Genomic DNA, 16,501 nt, shown 5'->3' with positions numbered 1-16,501 from the left:
CCTCTAGGGCCTGCTGGCGCCCAGGCCGAGGCCGTGCAGCAGCATCGGCAGCGAGGCGTGCAGTTCGCGCTGCCAGTAGGGCCAGGTGTGGGTGCCGGGGCCGTAGAAGTGCGTGGTGAGGTGGCGGGCCCCCAAGCGCCTCAGGCGGTCGGCGAGTGCGTGGTTCTGCCGGTTGAAGTCGGCCTCCAGGGGGTTCGTCGCCCCCGGCGGGTCGAGGGGGCCCGCGGTGCCGTCGCCGCTGGAGAGGTACACCGGCAGCGTCCTGAGGCGGGCGGCCAGGTGGTACGGGTCGTGGGCGGCCCACACGGCGCGCTGGGCCACGGGATCGCCCCACACGCGCAGCGGGTCGGTGCCCTGGGCGGCGAAGAAGCCCAGGATGCGCGTGGTGGACTCGTCGTCCAGGAGCGGGTGGGCGGAGCCGGAGTACGAGGCCGCCGCGCGGAACATGCCGGGGTGCCGGGCCGCGTAGAGCAGCGCGCCCTGGCCGCCCATGGACAGACCGGCGACGACCCGGCGGGAGCCGGCGCCCCAGTCGCGCTCCAGGAGGCGGCGCAGGTCGCGGGTGTGGAAGGTGTCCCAGGCGGGGTCGCCGCCCCGGCCGTGGTTCCACCAGTCGCTGTACCAGCCGTTCCAGCCCGCCTCGGGCATGACGACGAGGACGTGGCGCAGGCTGTCCAGGGAGGCGACGTCGGTCCGGCTCGTCCAGGACGTGTAGTCGCCGCAGCAGCCGTGCAGCAGCCACAGGGTGGGCCAGTGCGTGCGCCGGTCGGCGGGGTCCCAGCCGTCCGGGGTGAGCAGGCGGACCTTGACGGTGCGGCCGCCGAGCGCCGACGCGCGGACCGAGAGGTCCACCTGCCGTTCGGCGACCCGGGTGACGGCGACGACCTCGGCCGCGGGCCGCGCCGCCGGGGCGGCGAGCGCCGACGGCGCCGCGCCCGCGGTGAGCAGCAGCAGCGCGGCGAGGACGAGGAGCAGGCGTCTGGCGCGGCGGGTCAGGGCGGCGGTCATGGCGGCTCCCGTGGGTCGGCGGCGGGTCGTGCTCCTGCTGCGGTGCCGGGCTTTGCTGCGTGCTGCGGTGCCGGGCCGTGCTGCGTACTGCGGTGCCGGGGCTCGGTTCCTGGTGCGGTGCCGGGGGTCAGTTCCTGGTGGGGAGGACGAGGAGGGCGTCCCCCACCGGGCGTTCGCCGGTGGCGTCGGACGGGTCGTTGATCACCTGGCCGTCGACGACCATCGTGGTCGAGCCGCCGCCGTCGAGGTTCATGGCGTCCCTGAGGCCCAGCGCCGCGGCGACCGCCGCGCTCTCCGGGATGCTCAGGCCGAGCGATCCGGTGCCGCGGCCGTCGGCGGTGACGAGCACGGTGCGGCCCGCGGCGTCCGTGCCGGCGAAGGTGCGCGGGTTCCGCTTGTGCGCCCAGCCGTAGTAGAAGCTCGGGTTGCCGGGCTGGACCATGCCGTCGGTGGCCACGGTGACGTGCGGGCGGCCGTCGCGGACGAGTTCGGGCCCGCCGTTGAGGACGCTGGTGGTGCGGGACGGTACGACCGGGCGGCCCCTGCCGTCCTCCAGGCCACTCCGGATCCGCAGCGGCCGGCCGACCCGGGCGAGGGCGGTGAGCCGGGCCGCGTAGCCGCCGGTCGCCTGGACGCTGCGGCCCCCGGCGGGCAGGGCGCCGCCGCGCGGGGTGCGCACCGCGACGACCGTGCCGCGGCGGTCGAGGACGGCCTCGGCTCCGTCGCCCTTCGGCGTCTCCTTGCCGAACTCCTCGGTGAAGGCGACGAGTTCGTCGGGGTCCGTGCACGTGGTGTCGTGCAGCGGACGGGCCGTGGGGAGGTCGTCGGCGGTGCCGCCGCAGTTGCGGATCAGCCCGGGGACGCGGTCGACGCCGTCCAGCGGCAGCGCGGTGCGGCCCGTGCCGACGCTGCCGCTCCAGGTGAGGCGGGTGACGCCGGTGCCGCGTCCGGAGTCGTGGACGACGAGCCCGGGGCGGCCGCCGACCGCCTCGCTGAGCAGGCGTCCGCCGTAGACGCCGACGCCGGCCGGGTCGCCGGGCGCGCCGGCCCTGGGGTCCAGGACGAAGAAGCCCGCGTTGACGCCCGCGGTCGCCCGGTCGGCGGCGGCGAGCGCGCTGGTGGTCTCGCGGTTCTCCAGGTCGGGGCCGTAGGTGGCCCGCAGTGCGCCGCGGAACGCCCTCGGGTCGATGGTGAGGACGTCGAGGCGCCAGGGCCCGCGGTCACCGGCGTCGCCGTCCCAGCCGGTGTACCAGGCGGACCCGGTGTATCCGGCGGCGCGCAGCCGGGTGCGTTCGGCGGTGGCCGCGCTCTCGCCGGGGAAGGCGCCGACGCGGACCCGCCAGCCGAGCGTGCCGCCCGCGTAGTCGGCGGTCGCCGGGGTGGTGACCCGCTCGGATCGGGCGTCGAAGCCCTTGGCGCGCAGCGCCGCGAGCAGCGCGTCCGCGCTCGCCTCGTCCTTGAGCGCGGCCGGCGGCGCGTCCGGGTCGGGGGATCCGGCGCCGCCGGGAATGGCGAGCTCCACGGTCCAGGCCATGGCCGGGGCGTCGGCGCCGCGCACGATGCGGGTGAGCGTCACGCCCGGATGGAGCGTGCGGGTCGTCCGGGTCTCGGCCAGGCCCGCGGCGCCGAGCGGCAGTCCGCGCGGGGGCGCCGGCGCGGCCGGTGCGGGAGCCGCTCCCACCAGGGCGAGGACGCACAGGGCCGCGCCGACGCCGAACAGTCTGCTGTTCACGAATCCCCCACTCGACCGAAGAAGACCCCCGTAACGGTGCGTGGGCCCGCGACGGGCCGTCAAGGCATGTGCACATCATTCATCGGACGTTCTCCGGGACGTCCATCGCCGCGCCGCCGGGCGCGCGCCACCCGGCCCGGTGGGTGGATCATGGAGGACGACGTACAGAGCCCGCCGCACGACCGGGAGCCCGCCGCATGCACCACCCCGACCCGTCCGATCCCCGCCCCGACGGCCTCGTGCGGGTGCGCGGCGCCCGCGAGCACAACCTCAAGGGTGTCGATGTCGACGTGCCCCGGGACGTCCTCGCGGTCTTCACGGGGGTGTCGGGCTCGGGGAAGTCCTCGCTCGCCTTCGGGACGATCTACGCGGAGGCGCAGCGCCGCTACTTCGAGTCGGTCGCCCCGTACGCGCGCCGGCTGATCCATCAGGTGGGCGCGCCGAAGGTCGGCTCGATCAGCGGGCTGCCGCCCGCGGTGTCGTTGCAGCAGAGCCGGTCGGCGCCGACGTCGCGGTCCTCGGTCGGCACGGTCACCACGCTGTCGAACTCGCTGCGGATGCTGTTCTCGCGGGCGGGCCGCTATCCGCGCGGCGCGCGGCGGCTGGACTCGGACGCGTTCTCGCCGAACACGGCGGCCGGGGCCTGCCCGGAGTGCCACGGCCTGGGCCGGGTCCACCGCACCACCGAGGACCTGCTGGTGCCCGATCCGTCGCTGTCGATCCGCGAGGGCGCGATCGCGGCCTGGCCCGGCGCCTGGCAGGGCAAGAACCTGCGGGACATCCTCGGGGCGCTCGGCCACGACGTGGACCGGCCGTGGCGGGAGCTGCCGCGGGAGGACCGGGACTGGATCCTGTTCACCGACGAGCAGCCGGTGGTGACCGTGCACCCGGTGCGGGACGCGGACCGCATCCACCGCCCGTACCAGGGCACGTACATGAGCGCGAACCGGTACGTGCTGAAGACCTTCGCCGACTCCAAGAGCCCGGCGCTGCGGGCGCGGGCGGAGGGTTTCCTGCACAGCACGCCGTGCCCGGTGTGCGGCGGGGCGCGGCTGCGGCCCGAGTCGCTGGCGGTCACCTTCGCGGGGCGCGACGTGGCGGAGCTGGCCCGGCTGCCCCTGACGGAGCTGGCCCGGATCCTCGACATCCCCGATCCGTCCGAGACGGCGCGCGTCCTCACCGACGACCTGCGGGCCCGGATCGGCACGGTCACGGAACTCGGGCTCGGCTATCTGAGCCTGGACCGCGCCACGCCCACGCTCTCCTCGGGCGAGCTGCAACGGCTGCGGCTGGCCACGCAGTTGCGGTCGGGGCTGTTCGGCGTCGTGTACGTCCTGGACGAACCGTCGGCGGGCCTGCACCCCGCCGACACCGAGTCGCTGCTGACGGTCCTCGACCGGCTGAAGGCGGCCGGCAACTCGGTCTTCGTGGTCGAGCACCAGCTGGACGTGATGCGGCACGCGGACTGGCTGGTCGATGTGGGGCCGCTGGCCGGGGAGCACGGCGGCGAGGTGCTGCACAGCGGACCGGTGGCCGCACTGAAGGGGGTCGAGGCCTCGGCGACGGCCCGTTTCCTGTTCGACGACTCCCCGGTGACGGCACGTCAGGTCCGCACGCCGCGGGCCTGGTTCGCGCTCGGTCCGGTGACCCGGCACAATCTGCGGGACGTGTCCGCCCAGATCCCGCTCGGCGCGTTCACGGCCGTCACCGGCGTCTCGGGATCCGGCAAGTCGACCCTGATCGGGGAGATCGCGGAGGACCGGGAGGGGGGCGTGGACCGGCTGGTGGTCGTGGACCAGAAGCCGATCGGGCGCACGCCGCGCTCCAACCTCGCCACGTACACGGGCCTGTTCGACGTCGTCCGCAAGGTGTTCGCGGCGACCGACGGGGCGCGGGCCCGCGGCTACGGCGTGGGCCGCTTCTCCTTCAACGTCGGCGGCGGGCGCTGCGAGACCTGCCAGGGCGAGGGGTTCGTCAGCGTCGAGCTGCTCTTCCTGCCGAGCACGTACGCCCCGTGCCCGTCCTGCGGCGGCGCCCGCTACAACCCCGAGACGCTCGACGTGACCTATCGGGGGCTGAACATCGCGCAGGTCCTCGATCTGACCGTGGAGTCGGCCGCCGCGTTCTTCGCCGACGATCCCGCGGCCACGGCCGTGGCGCGCAGTCTGCGGACCCTGCTCGACGTCGGCCTCGGCTATCTGCGGCTGGGCCAGCCGGCGACCGAGCTGTCCGGCGGCGAGGCCCAGCGCGTCAAGCTGGCGAGCGAGTTGCAGCGGGTGCGGCGCGGGCACACGCTGTACCTGCTGGACGAGCCGACCACGGGACTGCACCCGGCGGACGTGGAGGTGCTGCTGCAGCAGCTGAACGGGCTGGTGGACGCCGGGCACTCGGTGGTGGTCGTGGAGCACGACATGGCGGTCGTCGCGGGCGCGGACTGGGTGATCGACATGGGGCCCGGCGGCGGGGACGCGGGCGGCCGGGTCGTCGCCGCCGGGCCGCCCGCCGCGGTGGCCGCCCACCCGGACAGCCGGACCGCCCCCTACCTGCGGCGGCTGCTGCCCTGACGGAGCCGGCCCTTGGCCAGCTTCCCGGTGGGTGTGCGCGGCAGCGAGGCGACGAACTCGACGGCTCTGGGCGCCTTGTGGTGTGCCATCCGGTCGCGTACGTACGCGATCAGCTCGGCGGCGAGTTCCGGTGCGGCGGACACCCCGTCCTCGGGCCGGACGTAGGCGCGGACCGACTCCCCCATCTCCTCGTCCGGCACCCCGACGACGGCCACGTCGGCGACGGCCGGGTGCAGGACGAGGCAGTCCTCGATCTCCTGCGGGTAGATGTTGACCCCACCCGAGATGATCATGAATGCCTTGCGGTCGGTGAGGAAGAGGTACCCGTCCTCGTCGACGTGGCCGATGTCCCCGGTGGTGGTCCACGCCGGGTGGGCGGGGTGCTGGGCCTCGCGGGTGCGGTCGTCGTCGCGGTGGTAGCGGAACGGCAGTTCGTCGCGCTCGAAGTAGACGGTGCCGGTCTCCCCTGGCGGCAGGACCTTCCCCTCCTCGTCACAGATCCTCAACTCGCCGAGGAGACCGGCGCGTCCGACGGAACCCGGCTTGCGCAGCCACTCGTCCGGGCCGATGAACGTGATCCCGTTACCCTCGGTCGACGCGTAGTACTCGTACAGGACCGGCCCCCACCACCGCATCATCCGGCGCTTCACCTCCGCGGGGCAGGGCGCCGCCGCGTGGACGGCGACCTTCATCGACGACGTGTCGTAGCGCTCCCGGACGGCGGGCGGCAGCTTCAGCATGCGCACGAACATGGTCGGCACCCACTGGCTGTGGGTGACCCGGTGCCGTTCGATCGCCGCCAACGCCCCTTCGGCGTCGAAGGATTCCATGAGGACGACGGTGCCCCCGGTCGCGGTGATCGTGCCGCAGAAGCGCAGCGGCGCGGCGTGGTAGAGCGGCGCGGGACAGAGGTAGACCGTCTGCTCGTCGAAGCCGTACATGGGCTGGAAGAGGAGCTGCACCGTGGACGGTTCGGTGCGCACGTCGCCGTCCGGCAGGGCCGGTTCGACGCCCTTGGGGCGGCCGGTGGTCCCGGACGAGTAGAGCATGTCGGTGCCGCGCGGCTGCACGGCGGGCGGCTCGGCGGACGCGGCGGCCAGCGCGGCGTCGTAGGTCCCGTCGTCGAGGCCGAGCACCTGGGTGACGCCGGGCGCCGCCGCGGCGACGGCCGCGCCCAGTGCGCGCAGCGGCCCGGAGACGACGAGGGCGCTCGCCCCGCAGTCCCGCACGATGTAGGCGGCCTCGTCGGCGGTGAGGTGGTGGTTGACGGCCGTGAGGTAGAGGCCCGAGCGCATCGCGGCCCAGTAGACCTCCAGGGCGCGCGGCTCGTTGCCGCAGAGCAGGGCGAGATGGTCGCCCCGGCGCAGCCCCGTGGAGCGCAGATGGTCGGCGAGGCGCAGCGAGTTCTCCTCCAGCGCGCCGTAGGTGAGGGTGGTGCCGCCGTCGGCCGTGACGACGGCCGGCCTGGCTCGGTCGTACGTTCCCGGATACATGGAGCGGACCGTACCGCGCCCGTATGACGCGGCGTCAGACCCCGGTGCGCGATGACGGGGCCGGGAGAGCACCTGCTCCCGGCCCCGCCCACCCCGCGCTGTTCGCGGGACGTGTGGTGGTGCGGCTCAGCGGCTGACCTTGCGGTTCGCGCGCAGCCACTCCTTGTTCATGTTCGTGATGGAGAACAGCGGTATGCCCTTGGGGCAGGCCGTCGCGCACTCGCCGGCCAGCGTGCAGCCGCCGAAGCCCTCGTCGTCCATCTGGGCCACCATGTCCAGGACCCGGGTCTCCCGCTCGGGGGCGCCCTGCGGCAGCACGTTCAGGTGGTTGATCTTGGCGGAGGTGAACAGCATGGCGGCGCCGTTCGGGCAGGCCGCGACGCAGGCGCCGCAGCCGATGCACTCGGCGTGTTCGAAGGCGAAGTCCGCGTCCGGCTTGGGCACGGGGGTGGCGTGCGCCTCGGGGGCCGTGCCGGTCGGCGCGGTGATGTAGCCGCCGGCCTGGATGATCCGGTCGAAGGCCGTGCGGTCGACGACCAGGTCCTTGATGACCGGGAAGGCGGCGGCGCGCCACGGCTCGATGTCGATCGTGTCGCCGTCCTGGAAGGACCGCATGTGCAGCTGGCAGGTGGTGGTGCGTTCGGGGCCGTGGGCGTCGCCGTTGATGACGAGGCTGCACGCGCCGCAGATGCCCTCGCGGCAGTCGTGGTCGAAGGCGACGGGGTCCTCGCCGCCCACGATGAGTTCCTCGTTGAGGGTGTCGAGCATCTCCAGGAACGACATGTCCTGGCTGATGCCGTCCACCTCGTAGGTGGACATGGCGCCTTCGGCGTCGGGGTTCCGCTGGCGCCAGACGCGCAGGGTGAGCTTCATGCGTAGCTCCGCTGGGTGGGGTGGACGTACTCGAAGACCAGGTCTTCCTTGTGCAGGGTGGGGGCGTGGCCGGTGCCGGTGAACTCCCAGGCGGCGGCGTAGGAGAACTCCTCGTCGACGCGGGCGGCCTCGCCGTCGGGGGTCTGCGACTCCTCGCGGAAGTGGCCGCCGCAGGACTCGGCGCGGTGCAGTGCGTCGAGGCACATCAGCTCGGCCAGTTCGAGGTAGTCGACGATGCGGTTCGCCTTCTCCAGGGACTGGTTGAACTCCTCGCCGACGCCGGGCACCTTGATGCGGCGCCAGAACTCCTCGCGGATCTGCGGGATCCGGTCGAGGGCCTTGCGCAGGCCCTCGTCGGTGCGGGCCATGCCGCAGAACTCCCACATCAGTTCGCCGAGTTCGCGGTGGAAGGAGTCGGGGGTGCGGTCGCCGTCGACGGACAGCAGCAGGTTCAGCCGGTCCTCCGTCTCGGCGACGACCTCCTGCACGACCGGGTGGTCTGCGCCGACCTCGTCGTGGTGCGGGTTCTTCGCCAGGTAGTCGTTGATGGTGGCCGGGAGGACGAAGTAGCCGTCCGCGAGGCCCTGCATCAGCGCGGAGGCGCCGAGCCGGTTCGCGCCGTGGTCGGAGAAGTTCGCCTCGCCGATGGCGAAGAGCCCCGGGACGGTGGTCTGGAGGTCGTAGTCGACCCACAGGCCGCCCATCGTGTAGTGCACGGCCGGGTAGATCCGCATGGGCACCTGGTACGGGTCCTCGTCGGTGATCCGCTGATACATGTCGAAGAGGTTGCCGTACTTCGCCTCGACGGCCTTGCGGCCCATCCGCCGGATGGCGTCGGCGAAGTCCAGGTAGACGCCCTGCCCGCCGGGCCCGACGCCCTTGCCCTCGTCGCACACGTTCTTGGCGGCGCGCGAGGCGATGTCGCGCGGCACCAGGTTGCCGAACGAGGGGTAGATGCGCTCCAGGTAGTAGTCGCGCTCGTCCTCGGGGATCCGGTGGGCGGGCCGGTCGTCGCCCTTGGCCTTCGGCACCCAGATGCGGCCGTCGTTGCGCAGCGACTCGCTCATCAGGGTCAGCTTCGACTGGTGGTCGCCGGTGCGCGGGATGCAGGTGGGGTGGATCTGGGTGAAGCACGGGTTGGCGAAGTACGCGCCGCGCCGGTGGGCCCGCCAGATCGCCGTGGCGTTGGAGTTCATGGCGTTCGTCGACAGGTAGAACACGTTGCCGTAACCGCCGGAGGCGAGCACGACGGCGTCCGCGAAGTAGGTGTCGATCCTGCCGGTGACGAGGTCCCGCGCGACGATGCCGCGCGCCTTGCCGTCGACGATCACCAGGTCGAGCATCTCGGTACGGGGATGCAGCTCGACGTTGCCCGCGGCGACCTGGCGGCTGAGCGCCTGGTAGGCGCCGAGCAGCAGCTGCTGGCCGGTCTGCCCGCGCGCGTAGAAGGTGCGGGAGACCTGGACGCCGCCGAAGGAGCGGTTGTCGAGGAGGCCGCCGTACTCGCGGGCGAAGGGCACGCCCTGCGCCACGCACTGGTCGATGATCTCGACGGAGATCTGGGCGAGGCGGTGCACGTTCGACTCGCGGGCGCGGAAGTCGCCGCCCTTGACCGTGTCGTAGAAGAGGCGGTGCACGGAGTCGCCGTCGTTGCGGTAGTTCTTCGCGGCGTTGATGCCGCCCTGCGCGGCGACCGAGTGGGCGCGGCGCGGCGAGTCCTGGAAGCAGAACTGGACGACGTGGTAGCCCTGTTCGGCGAGCGTCGCGCCGGCCGAACCGCCGGCGAGGCCGGTGCCGACGACGATGACGGTGTGCTTGCGGCGGTTGGCGGGGTTGACCAGCTTCGCCTCGAAGCGCCGGGTGTCCCAGCGCTCGTGCACGGGCCCGCCCGGCGCCGTGGCGTCGACGACGGGGGCACCGGTCGCGTAGTCGGTGTACTCGCGGGACGAGGTCATGTTCTTCAGCTCACCAATCCGGTCATGACGCCCACGGGCACGGCGACGAAGCCGAGCGTGAGCAGTGCGGCGAGGGCGTTGCCGGCGGTCTTCAGGACACGGTCACGGGTGCGGCTGCCGACGCCGAGGGTCTGCGCGGCGCTCCAGAACCCGTGCTGGATGTGCAGGCCGAGGGCGAGCATCGCGACGATGTAGATGACGTTGCCGTACCAGGTCGAGAACGTGTCGATGATGTTCTGGTAGGGGTGCAGGTGCTGGTACCCGCCGGGGTGCACCGTGCCGGTCGTCAGGTCGAGGATGTGCCAGACGATGAACAGGCCGAGGATGACGCCGCCCCAGCGCATGGTGCGGGTGGCGTAGCCGGCGCCCGGCTTCTTGTGCGCGTACCTGGTCGGGCGCGCCCTGATGTCGCGGCGGCTGAGCTGGTACGCGGACGTGGCGTGCGCCACCACGGCGACGACGAGGACGACGCGCACGATCCACAGGCCCCACTCGTGGTGCAGGACCGGGCCGCCCATGGTGCGCAGCCAGCGTGCGTAGTGGTCGATCTCCTCGGGGCCGAAGAAGATCTTGAGGTTTCCGATCATGTGGGCGACCAGGTAGAGCAGCATCACGATGCCGCTGACCGCCATCACGGTCTTCTTCCCGACGGAGCTGTCCCACACCGTGCGTGCCATGGACGGTCGTCGGTCCGTCCGCGTTGCCAGAGCCATGGGACCTGACGGTAGGGCCCGAGGACCCGATCGGTCCAAGACATGGAACAGCTCATTTCCATAGGCTGCGGCTATCGTGGCGGTACAGTGGGCGTCATGCAGTTCCAGCAGCTCCAGTACTTCGTCGCGGTCGCGGAGACCCGGCACTTCACCCGCGCGGCCGAGCTGGTCCACGTCGCGCAGCCGTCCCTGTCCCAGCAGATCAGGGCCCTGGAGCGGGAGCTGGGGGCCGATCTCTTCCAGCGGGCGCGCGGGAACATCACGCTGACCGACGCCGGGGAGGCGCTGCTGCCGCCGGCCCGGCGGATCCTCGCCGACGCCGACACCGCCCGGCACGAGGTGCAGGAGCTGGCGCAGCTGCGGCGGGGCCGGGTGCGGCTGGGGGCCACGCCGTCCCTGTGCACCGGTCTGCTCCCCGACGTGCTGCGCGCCTTCCACGACCGCTATCCGGGGATCCAGCTGCTCGTCGAGGAGGGCGGCTCGCACGACCTCGTACGGGAGCTGGCCCGCGGGGCGCTGGACCTGGCGCTGGTCGTGCTGCCGCTTCCGGCGCCCGCGCCCGCGCTGACCACCGTGGAGCTGCTGCGCGAGGAGCTGGTCGTGGTGTCCTCGCCGAGCGCGCCGCGGCCGGGGCGCGGGGGGCGCTCCGTGCGCATCGGCGACCTGGAGGGCGAGCGGCTCGTCATGTTCCGGCACGGGTACGACCTGCGGGAGCTGACCGTCGCGGCGTGCCGGGCCGAGGGGTTCGAGCCGGACTTCGCGGTGGAGGGCGGCGAGATGGATGCCGTGCTGGGGTTCGTGCGGGCCGGGCTCGGGGTGGCCGTGGTGCCGTCGATGGTGGCGATGCGGCCGGGGTCCGGTCTCCGGGTCACGCCGCTGGCCCGCCCGGGTCTGCGCCGCACCATCGCCCTGGCCCACCGCTCGGACGTGGCCCCGCCGCGGGCCGCGCGAGAGCTTCAGGGCATGCTGCTGGAGCGCGGCTCCCCCGCGCCCTGAGGCGTGGCCGGCGGTGGCCGTCGGCCGGACGCGGGACGGCCCCTACGGCGTGCGGTTCGTCAAGCAGTACAGCCCTCCGGAGGGGTCCCGCATGACGTGCCAGGCGCGCCCCTCCCCCACCGGCTCGGCCCCGGCCGCGACATGCCACGCCCGCGCCCGGGACGGCTCCCCGCAGGCCAGGTCCAGGTGGGCCGACGGCGGTGCGTCGGATTCGAGCCGCTGGAGCAGCAGCTGGACGGGGACCGCGTCCGCCGCCAGCAGCCGGAACTCCGGGCTCTCGCACGGCACTTCGGGCCACCCGGTGAGGGCGGCCCAGAACCGGGCCTCCGCCGCGTACACCCCCGGCGCCGTGTCCAGGGACAGCTGGTCGAGCCGGCCGGCGCGGTCGTCCCAGGGCGGCCGGGTCCGCTCCCCCTGCCACGGCACCAGGCAGAACGCATGACCGGCCGGCGACCTGAGGACCGCGAGACCGTCCTCGGCGAGGACCGGGACGGCGCCGAGGGAGCGCGCCCGCGCCGCCTCGCCCGGCACGTCCTCCACCGCGAGGTCGAGGTGCGCCCCGCCCGGGCCGTCCGCGACGCCCTGCACCTTGAGGTACGGGTCGCCCTCGGACGGCACGAGCGTCACGAACTCCCCGCGCGCGCCGCGCGGCGCGGACCGCCGGGTGCCCGTGACCCGGGTCCAGAAGTCACCGGCCGCGTCGACGTCCTCGTACGGCCGGTCGATGAACGCATACACCCAGCGGACGGTCACCGGCTCACCCCGTGGCGTCGGCGAGCGCCAGCTCGTGCAGGCGGTCCGGCGGGCCGGGGCGGGCGTAGTACCAGCCCTGGGCGGTGTCGCAGCCCAGCTCCTTCAGCTGCTCGGCCTGGGCGCCGGTCTCCACGCCCTCGACCGTGACGGCGAGGTCCAGGCTGTGGGCGAGCGAGACGATGCCCTCGACGATCTTCAGGTCGACCGGGTCCGCGGGGAACTGCTGCATCCCCTGGGTGAAGGAACGGTCCAGCTTGAGCACGTTGACCGGGAGCCTGCGCAGGTTCGCGAGGTTCGAGTAGCCGGTGCCGAAGTCGTCCAGCGCTATGTCGACCCCCATCTCCGACAGCCGGCGCAGCGGCTTGAGGAGGTCGTCGTCGGCGCCGATCAGCGCGGACTCGGTGACCTCCAGGCAGAGCGCGCCGGGTTCGAGGCCGGAGCGCTCCAGGATGTCGACCGTGTCGGCGACGAGCCCGGGGTGCGTGAGCTGCTTCGGCGACAGATTGACGTTGATGCGCAGCGGGCCCGCGTCCGCGTGCCGGTCCTGCCACACGCACGCCTGGCGAACCGATTCCTCCAGGACCCAGCGGCCGAGCGGCACGATGAGCCCGGTGTGCTCGGCGAGCGGGATGAACCGGTCCGGGCCGAGCACCCCGTGCTGCGGGTGCAGCCAGCGGACCAGCGCCTCGGCGCCGCGCACACTGCCGTCGCCGAGGTGGACCAGCGGCTGGTACTCGATGAAGAACTCGCCGCGGTCCAGGGCCGCGGGCAGCGCCGTCGTCAGGCCGTGCCGGGTGATGGCGCGGGCGTCGGCCTCCGGGTCGGCCAGTTCGTAGCGGTTGCCGCCCGCGGACTTGGCCCGGTACATGGTGATGTCGGCGCTGCGCAGCACCTCGGCGGGGCTGCGGTCGGCGGCCGGGCCCTCGACGATGCCGATCGAGCCGCGCACGGTGAGTTCGCGGCCGTCGATGCGGATGGGCGTGGACAGCGCGTTCATGATCCGGCCCGCGAGCTCGTCGACCTCGGTCCGGGTGTCGGGGCCGGTGGTGAGGGCCACGAACTCGTCGCCGCCGAGCCGGGCCACCATCTCGCCGCGCGCGGTGGCGCAGGCCTGGAGCCGGTCGGCGACCTCGACGAGGAGCCGGTCGCCGACGGCGTGGCCGAGGCTGTCGTTGATGGTCTTGAAGCCGTCGAGGTCGAGGTAGCACAGGCCGAAGCGGCGGCCCTCGCCCGCGCCGAGCACCTTCTCCAGGCGCTCGAAGAACAGGGTGCGGTTGGGCAGGCCGGTCAGCGCGTCGTGCGTGGCCTCGTAGCGCAGCCGCAGGTTGAGCAGCCGGCGCTCCGTGGTGTCCTCCATCAGCGCGAGCTGGTACTGCGGTTCGCCGTCCTTGTCGCGCAGCAGCGACATCGTCAGGTTCGTCCACAGGGCGGTGCCGTCGGGGCGGTAGAACGCCTTCTCCACCCGGTAGTGCTCGCGGTCGCCGCGCACCAGCTCCTGGTAGAGGTGCCAGACCTGCGGGGCGTCGTCGGGGTGCGTCCAGTCGCGGAGGTTGCGGCCGCGCAGCGTGCCCTCGCCGCCGCCGAACATCCGCACCAGCGCGTCGTTCACCTCCAGGACCGTGCCGTCGAGGGAGGCGATGGCGATGCCGATCGCGGCGCCGTGGAAGACCGCGCGGAACCGGGCCTCGCTCGCGTGCAGGGCCTCCGCGACGGCGCTGCGGGCGTTGAGCGCGGCCCGCGATATGGCCTCCTGCTCGGCGAGGGTGCGCTCGCGCAGCGCGGCGGCGAAACCGGCGGCGACCGCGTGCTGGATGCGGGCGCAGCGGGCCCGCAGGTCGTCCTCGCGCTCGGGGGTCTGTGCCTCCTCGCCGCAGTACAGGACGAGGTAGGAGTCGACGACGCCGAGGGTGCGGCTGAGCGCCTCCGGGTCGGTGCAGTGCGCGTCGACGAGCGCGGCGCCGACGGCCTGTCCCTGTGCCGCGTCCAGCGTCCGCGCGGCCAGCGCCGCCCGCAGCGAGCGGGCCAGCGGTATCAGTTCGTCCTCGAACTCGGGCCTGGTCAGGGACGTCGCCGTCACCGGGAAGATGGCCCGGCCCCAGATCGTGGCGAACCTGCGCAGTCTGTCTTCCGGTCCGCCCGGCTCTTCGCTCACGCCTTGCGCCCCACTCCCACATAGCCCGCGAATGTGTACGGATCCGCGTCCTGGATGTCCTGTGCCGCGTTCTCCGGCCGCCACTCCGGTATCGGGACGATGCCGGGGTCGACCACTTCGTATCCCTCGAAGAACCGCTCGATCTGCTCGCGGTCCCGCATGATCAGCGGGTTGCGGACGTCGTCGCGGTAGACGTCGACCGCGCCGCCGGCCTTCTCCGTCGATATGGGCATTCCCTCATAGGTGGCGTGCGTCACGACCAGCAGGCTGCCGGGTGCGAGCGCCCCACTGAGTTCGGCCACCGCGCCGTACGGGTCGTCGGCGTCCTCGACGAAGTGCAGGACGGCGACCAGCAGGAGCGCCACCGGCCGGTCCAGGTCGAGGAGTTCGACGACCTCGGGGCTCTTCAGGATCTCCCGGGGGCAGCGCAGGTCGGCGGCGACCACGGCGGTGTCCGGGTCGCCCTCCAGGACGGCCCTGCTGTGCGCGACGGCGACCGGATCGTGGTCGACGTAGACGACGCGGGAGCCCGGCCGGGCCCGCTGCGCCACCTCGTGCACGTTGCCGAAGGTGGGGATGCCCGAGCCGATGTCGAGGAACTGGCTCACGCCCTGGTCCGCCGCGTAGCGCACCGCCCGCCGCATGAACGCCCGGTTCGCCTGCATGATCTTGGGCAGGCCCGGCAGGAACTCCATGGCCTTGCGGGCGGCGTCCCGGTCGACCTCGAAGTTGTGCGAACCGCCCAGGTAGTAGTCGTAGATCCGGGACACGCTGGGCACCGTGATGTCGATGCCCTGCGGGGCCCAGGCAGGACGCTCCATCAAACTCTCCAAGGCGTAGGCGATCCGGTGTTCGAGGCGAGGCTACTGATCAACCGACAAAGGAGCGAGCCAAAACGGAAATTGACCGTCCGTTCTCGGTCACTACCAGCGGCACGTGCCAAAGCGCGGCGACGCGGAACCACCCCGAAATCATCTCTTTCCCCACCGAAAAGAAACCGGCCCGTTCCCCTCGTGCGGCCCGCACCGGGCCTCGTGGGAACGGACCGGCGATGCGCCGAATCCCGGACGACTCTACTGCGCGCCGCGCGCCGCACGCACCGGCCCCTCCTCGGCGGTCACCGGGGCGCGCCCACGGGCTTTCCCTGCGGGGAGGCCGCGTACCAGGTGCCACCGACTCCCTGGCCGTTGACGTCCCCCGGCTTCTTGTCGCCGGAGAACGTGTAGACCGGCCAGCAGTTCAGTGTCTGCTGCCTTCCGCCGTCGGGCCTGGTGAAGGCCATGAATCCCTTGAGGGGAATGTTCTTCGTGTCGTTCTTGGCGACCGGTTCGACGGCCGGCCATTTCGTCGCGCACGCTCCCACGCAGGCGGACTTGATGGGCCACGCGGAGTCCTTGAGGAAGCGGTAGACGGTCATGCCGTTCTTGTCGACGACGATCTCGCCGAGTTTCGGGTCGTTGCGGGTGGACAGCCCCTGGAGGTCCGCCGGGGCGGCGGCCGGGCCCGCCTTCTTGCCGTCGGGGGCCGCGGCGTACCAGACGCCGCCGACGCCCTGGCCCTTGGCGTCCCCGGGGGCGGTGTCCATGGCGTACCGGTAGACCGGCCAGCCGGCGACGGTGAGCTGCTTCGTGCCGTCCGCCGCGGTGACCGAGCCGAGCAGCGAGGGATCGACCCCGGCGGCGGCCTTGGCGCCGCTCGCGGGCACCGCGGGCCAGGTCTTCCGGCAGGTGTCGTCGCAGTTCGTCCTGGGCGGCTTCGCGGTGTCCTTGTCGAAGCGGTAGAACGTCATCCCCGCGCCGTCGGTAAGCACCTTGCCCAACTTCTCGCTGTCCCGGGCTGCGAGTTGGCCGGCGGGTGCGGCCTTCGCGGCGGGGCTCGCGGAGCCGTCCCCGGACGAGCCGTACGCGTCGTCCCTGTAACCTCCCTGGGCCTGTGCGGCGTTACCTACGTTCTGTCCGTCCGTGCGCCGGCCGCCCTCGTCCTGGCCGCACGCCGTCGTCAGCGCCAGCAGGGCCGCACCAGTCGCTACGAGCGAGGCGCTCCGCCAGGAGGTCTTCATCGTCAACTCCCTTGATTTGCATGGGTGTTGTGTGATCCCGGTCGGGTTCGCACATGGCCCTAGGTACGGGCGGCGAGGCCCGGCGCGTTCAACGCGGCCGAAGATTTCTCCCGGACACCCGCACGGGGCGCGCAAACCCCGAGTGCTCCCACACCCCTCCTTCGGGGCAATCCGCGCCGATCTCGGCGTGCCGGGGCGCGCCG

The 16,501-nt window shown here is 73.0% G+C and carries 12 protein-coding genes; 2 read left to right on the top strand and 10 right to left on the bottom strand.

The features are described 5' to 3' along the window. Positions 1–3 precede the first annotated feature (3 nt). On the bottom strand, positions 4–1,008 hold the full coding sequence (locus ACIP5K_RS16375; RefSeq protein WP_401409934.1) for an alpha/beta hydrolase: 1,005 nt from the start codon (positions 1,006–1,008) through the stop codon (positions 4–6). A gap of 127 nt (positions 1,009–1,135) precedes the next feature. After that, the gene (locus tag ACIP5K_RS16370; RefSeq protein ID WP_401409932.1) at positions 1,136–2,740 is read right to left on the bottom strand and encodes a phosphodiester glycosidase family protein; all 1,605 of its coding nucleotides are present in this window, start codon (positions 2,738–2,740) and stop codon (positions 1,136–1,138) included. A gap of 197 nt (positions 2,741–2,937) precedes the next feature. Here ACIP5K_RS16370 and ACIP5K_RS16365 point away from each other — a divergent pair, with 197 nt between their 5' ends. Then, positions 2,938–5,304: an ABC transporter gene (locus ACIP5K_RS16365; RefSeq protein WP_401409930.1), complete on the top strand. Its 2,367-nt coding sequence runs from the start codon at positions 2,938–2,940 to the stop codon at positions 5,302–5,304. On the opposite strand, the gene ACIP5K_RS16360 is transcribed toward ACIP5K_RS16365, so the two are convergent. From ACIP5K_RS16360 to ACIP5K_RS16345, 4 genes are all read right to left on the bottom strand, one after another. Then, positions 5,280–6,797 (bottom strand): acyl-CoA synthetase, encoded by a 1,518-nt coding sequence (locus ACIP5K_RS16360; RefSeq protein WP_401409929.1) that lies wholly within the window; start codon positions 6,795–6,797, stop codon positions 5,280–5,282. The two genes, ACIP5K_RS16365 and ACIP5K_RS16360, sit on opposite strands and share 25 nt — an antisense overlap. Positions 6,798–6,923: 126 nt before the next feature. Then, positions 6,924–7,670 (bottom strand): succinate dehydrogenase/fumarate reductase iron-sulfur subunit, encoded by a 747-nt coding sequence (locus ACIP5K_RS16355; RefSeq protein ID WP_401409927.1) that lies wholly within the window; start codon positions 7,668–7,670, stop codon positions 6,924–6,926. Next, positions 7,667–9,625, bottom strand: coding sequence for a fumarate reductase/succinate dehydrogenase flavoprotein subunit (locus tag ACIP5K_RS16350; RefSeq protein WP_401409925.1), 1,959 nt, complete (start codon positions 9,623–9,625; stop codon positions 7,667–7,669). The genes ACIP5K_RS16355 and ACIP5K_RS16350 overlap by 4 nt, the downstream gene beginning before the upstream one ends. 5 nt (positions 9,626–9,630) lie before the next feature. Further along, positions 9,631–10,302, bottom strand: coding sequence for a succinate dehydrogenase (locus ACIP5K_RS16345; protein ID WP_401409923.1), 672 nt, complete (start codon positions 10,300–10,302; stop codon positions 9,631–9,633). Between the two features lie 132 nt (positions 10,303–10,434). On the opposite strand from ACIP5K_RS16345, the gene ACIP5K_RS16340 reads away from it, so the two are divergent. Next, positions 10,435–11,334: a LysR family transcriptional regulator gene (locus ACIP5K_RS16340; protein WP_401409921.1), complete on the top strand. Its 900-nt coding sequence runs from the start codon at positions 10,435–10,437 to the stop codon at positions 11,332–11,334. 42 nt (positions 11,335–11,376) lie between these two features. On the opposite strand, the gene ACIP5K_RS16335 is transcribed toward ACIP5K_RS16340, so the two are convergent. The 4 genes from ACIP5K_RS16335 to ACIP5K_RS16320 all read right to left on the bottom strand — a co-directional run bounded on the left by ACIP5K_RS16335 (position 11,377) and on the right by ACIP5K_RS16320 (position 16,298). Further along, a complete protein-coding gene (locus ACIP5K_RS16335) occupies positions 11,377–12,087 on the bottom strand; it encodes a VOC family protein (protein WP_401409919.1) in 711 nt (236 codons plus the stop codon). A gap of 4 nt (positions 12,088–12,091) precedes the next feature. Further along, positions 12,092–14,239, bottom strand: coding sequence for a putative bifunctional diguanylate cyclase/phosphodiesterase (locus ACIP5K_RS16330; protein WP_401409917.1), 2,148 nt, complete (start codon positions 14,237–14,239; stop codon positions 12,092–12,094). Then, positions 14,236–15,060: an SAM-dependent methyltransferase gene (locus ACIP5K_RS16325; protein ID WP_401409915.1), complete on the bottom strand. Its 825-nt coding sequence runs from the start codon at positions 15,058–15,060 to the stop codon at positions 14,236–14,238. Before ACIP5K_RS16325 ends, ACIP5K_RS16330 begins: the two co-directional genes overlap by 4 nt. A 296-nt stretch (positions 15,061–15,356) precedes the next feature. Beyond that, on the bottom strand, positions 15,357–16,298 hold the full coding sequence (locus ACIP5K_RS16320) for an SCO0930 family lipoprotein (protein WP_401409913.1): 942 nt from the start codon (positions 16,296–16,298) through the stop codon (positions 15,357–15,359). Positions 16,299–16,501 lie beyond the last annotated feature (203 nt).

This window comes from Streptomyces sp. NPDC088785 (assembly GCF_044750685.1).
GTDB lineage: Bacteria > Actinomycetota > Actinomycetes > Streptomycetales > Streptomycetaceae > Streptomyces.
The sequence above is the reverse complement of the archived record's forward strand: the minus strand, read 5'-3'. Positions and strand labels throughout refer to the sequence as shown.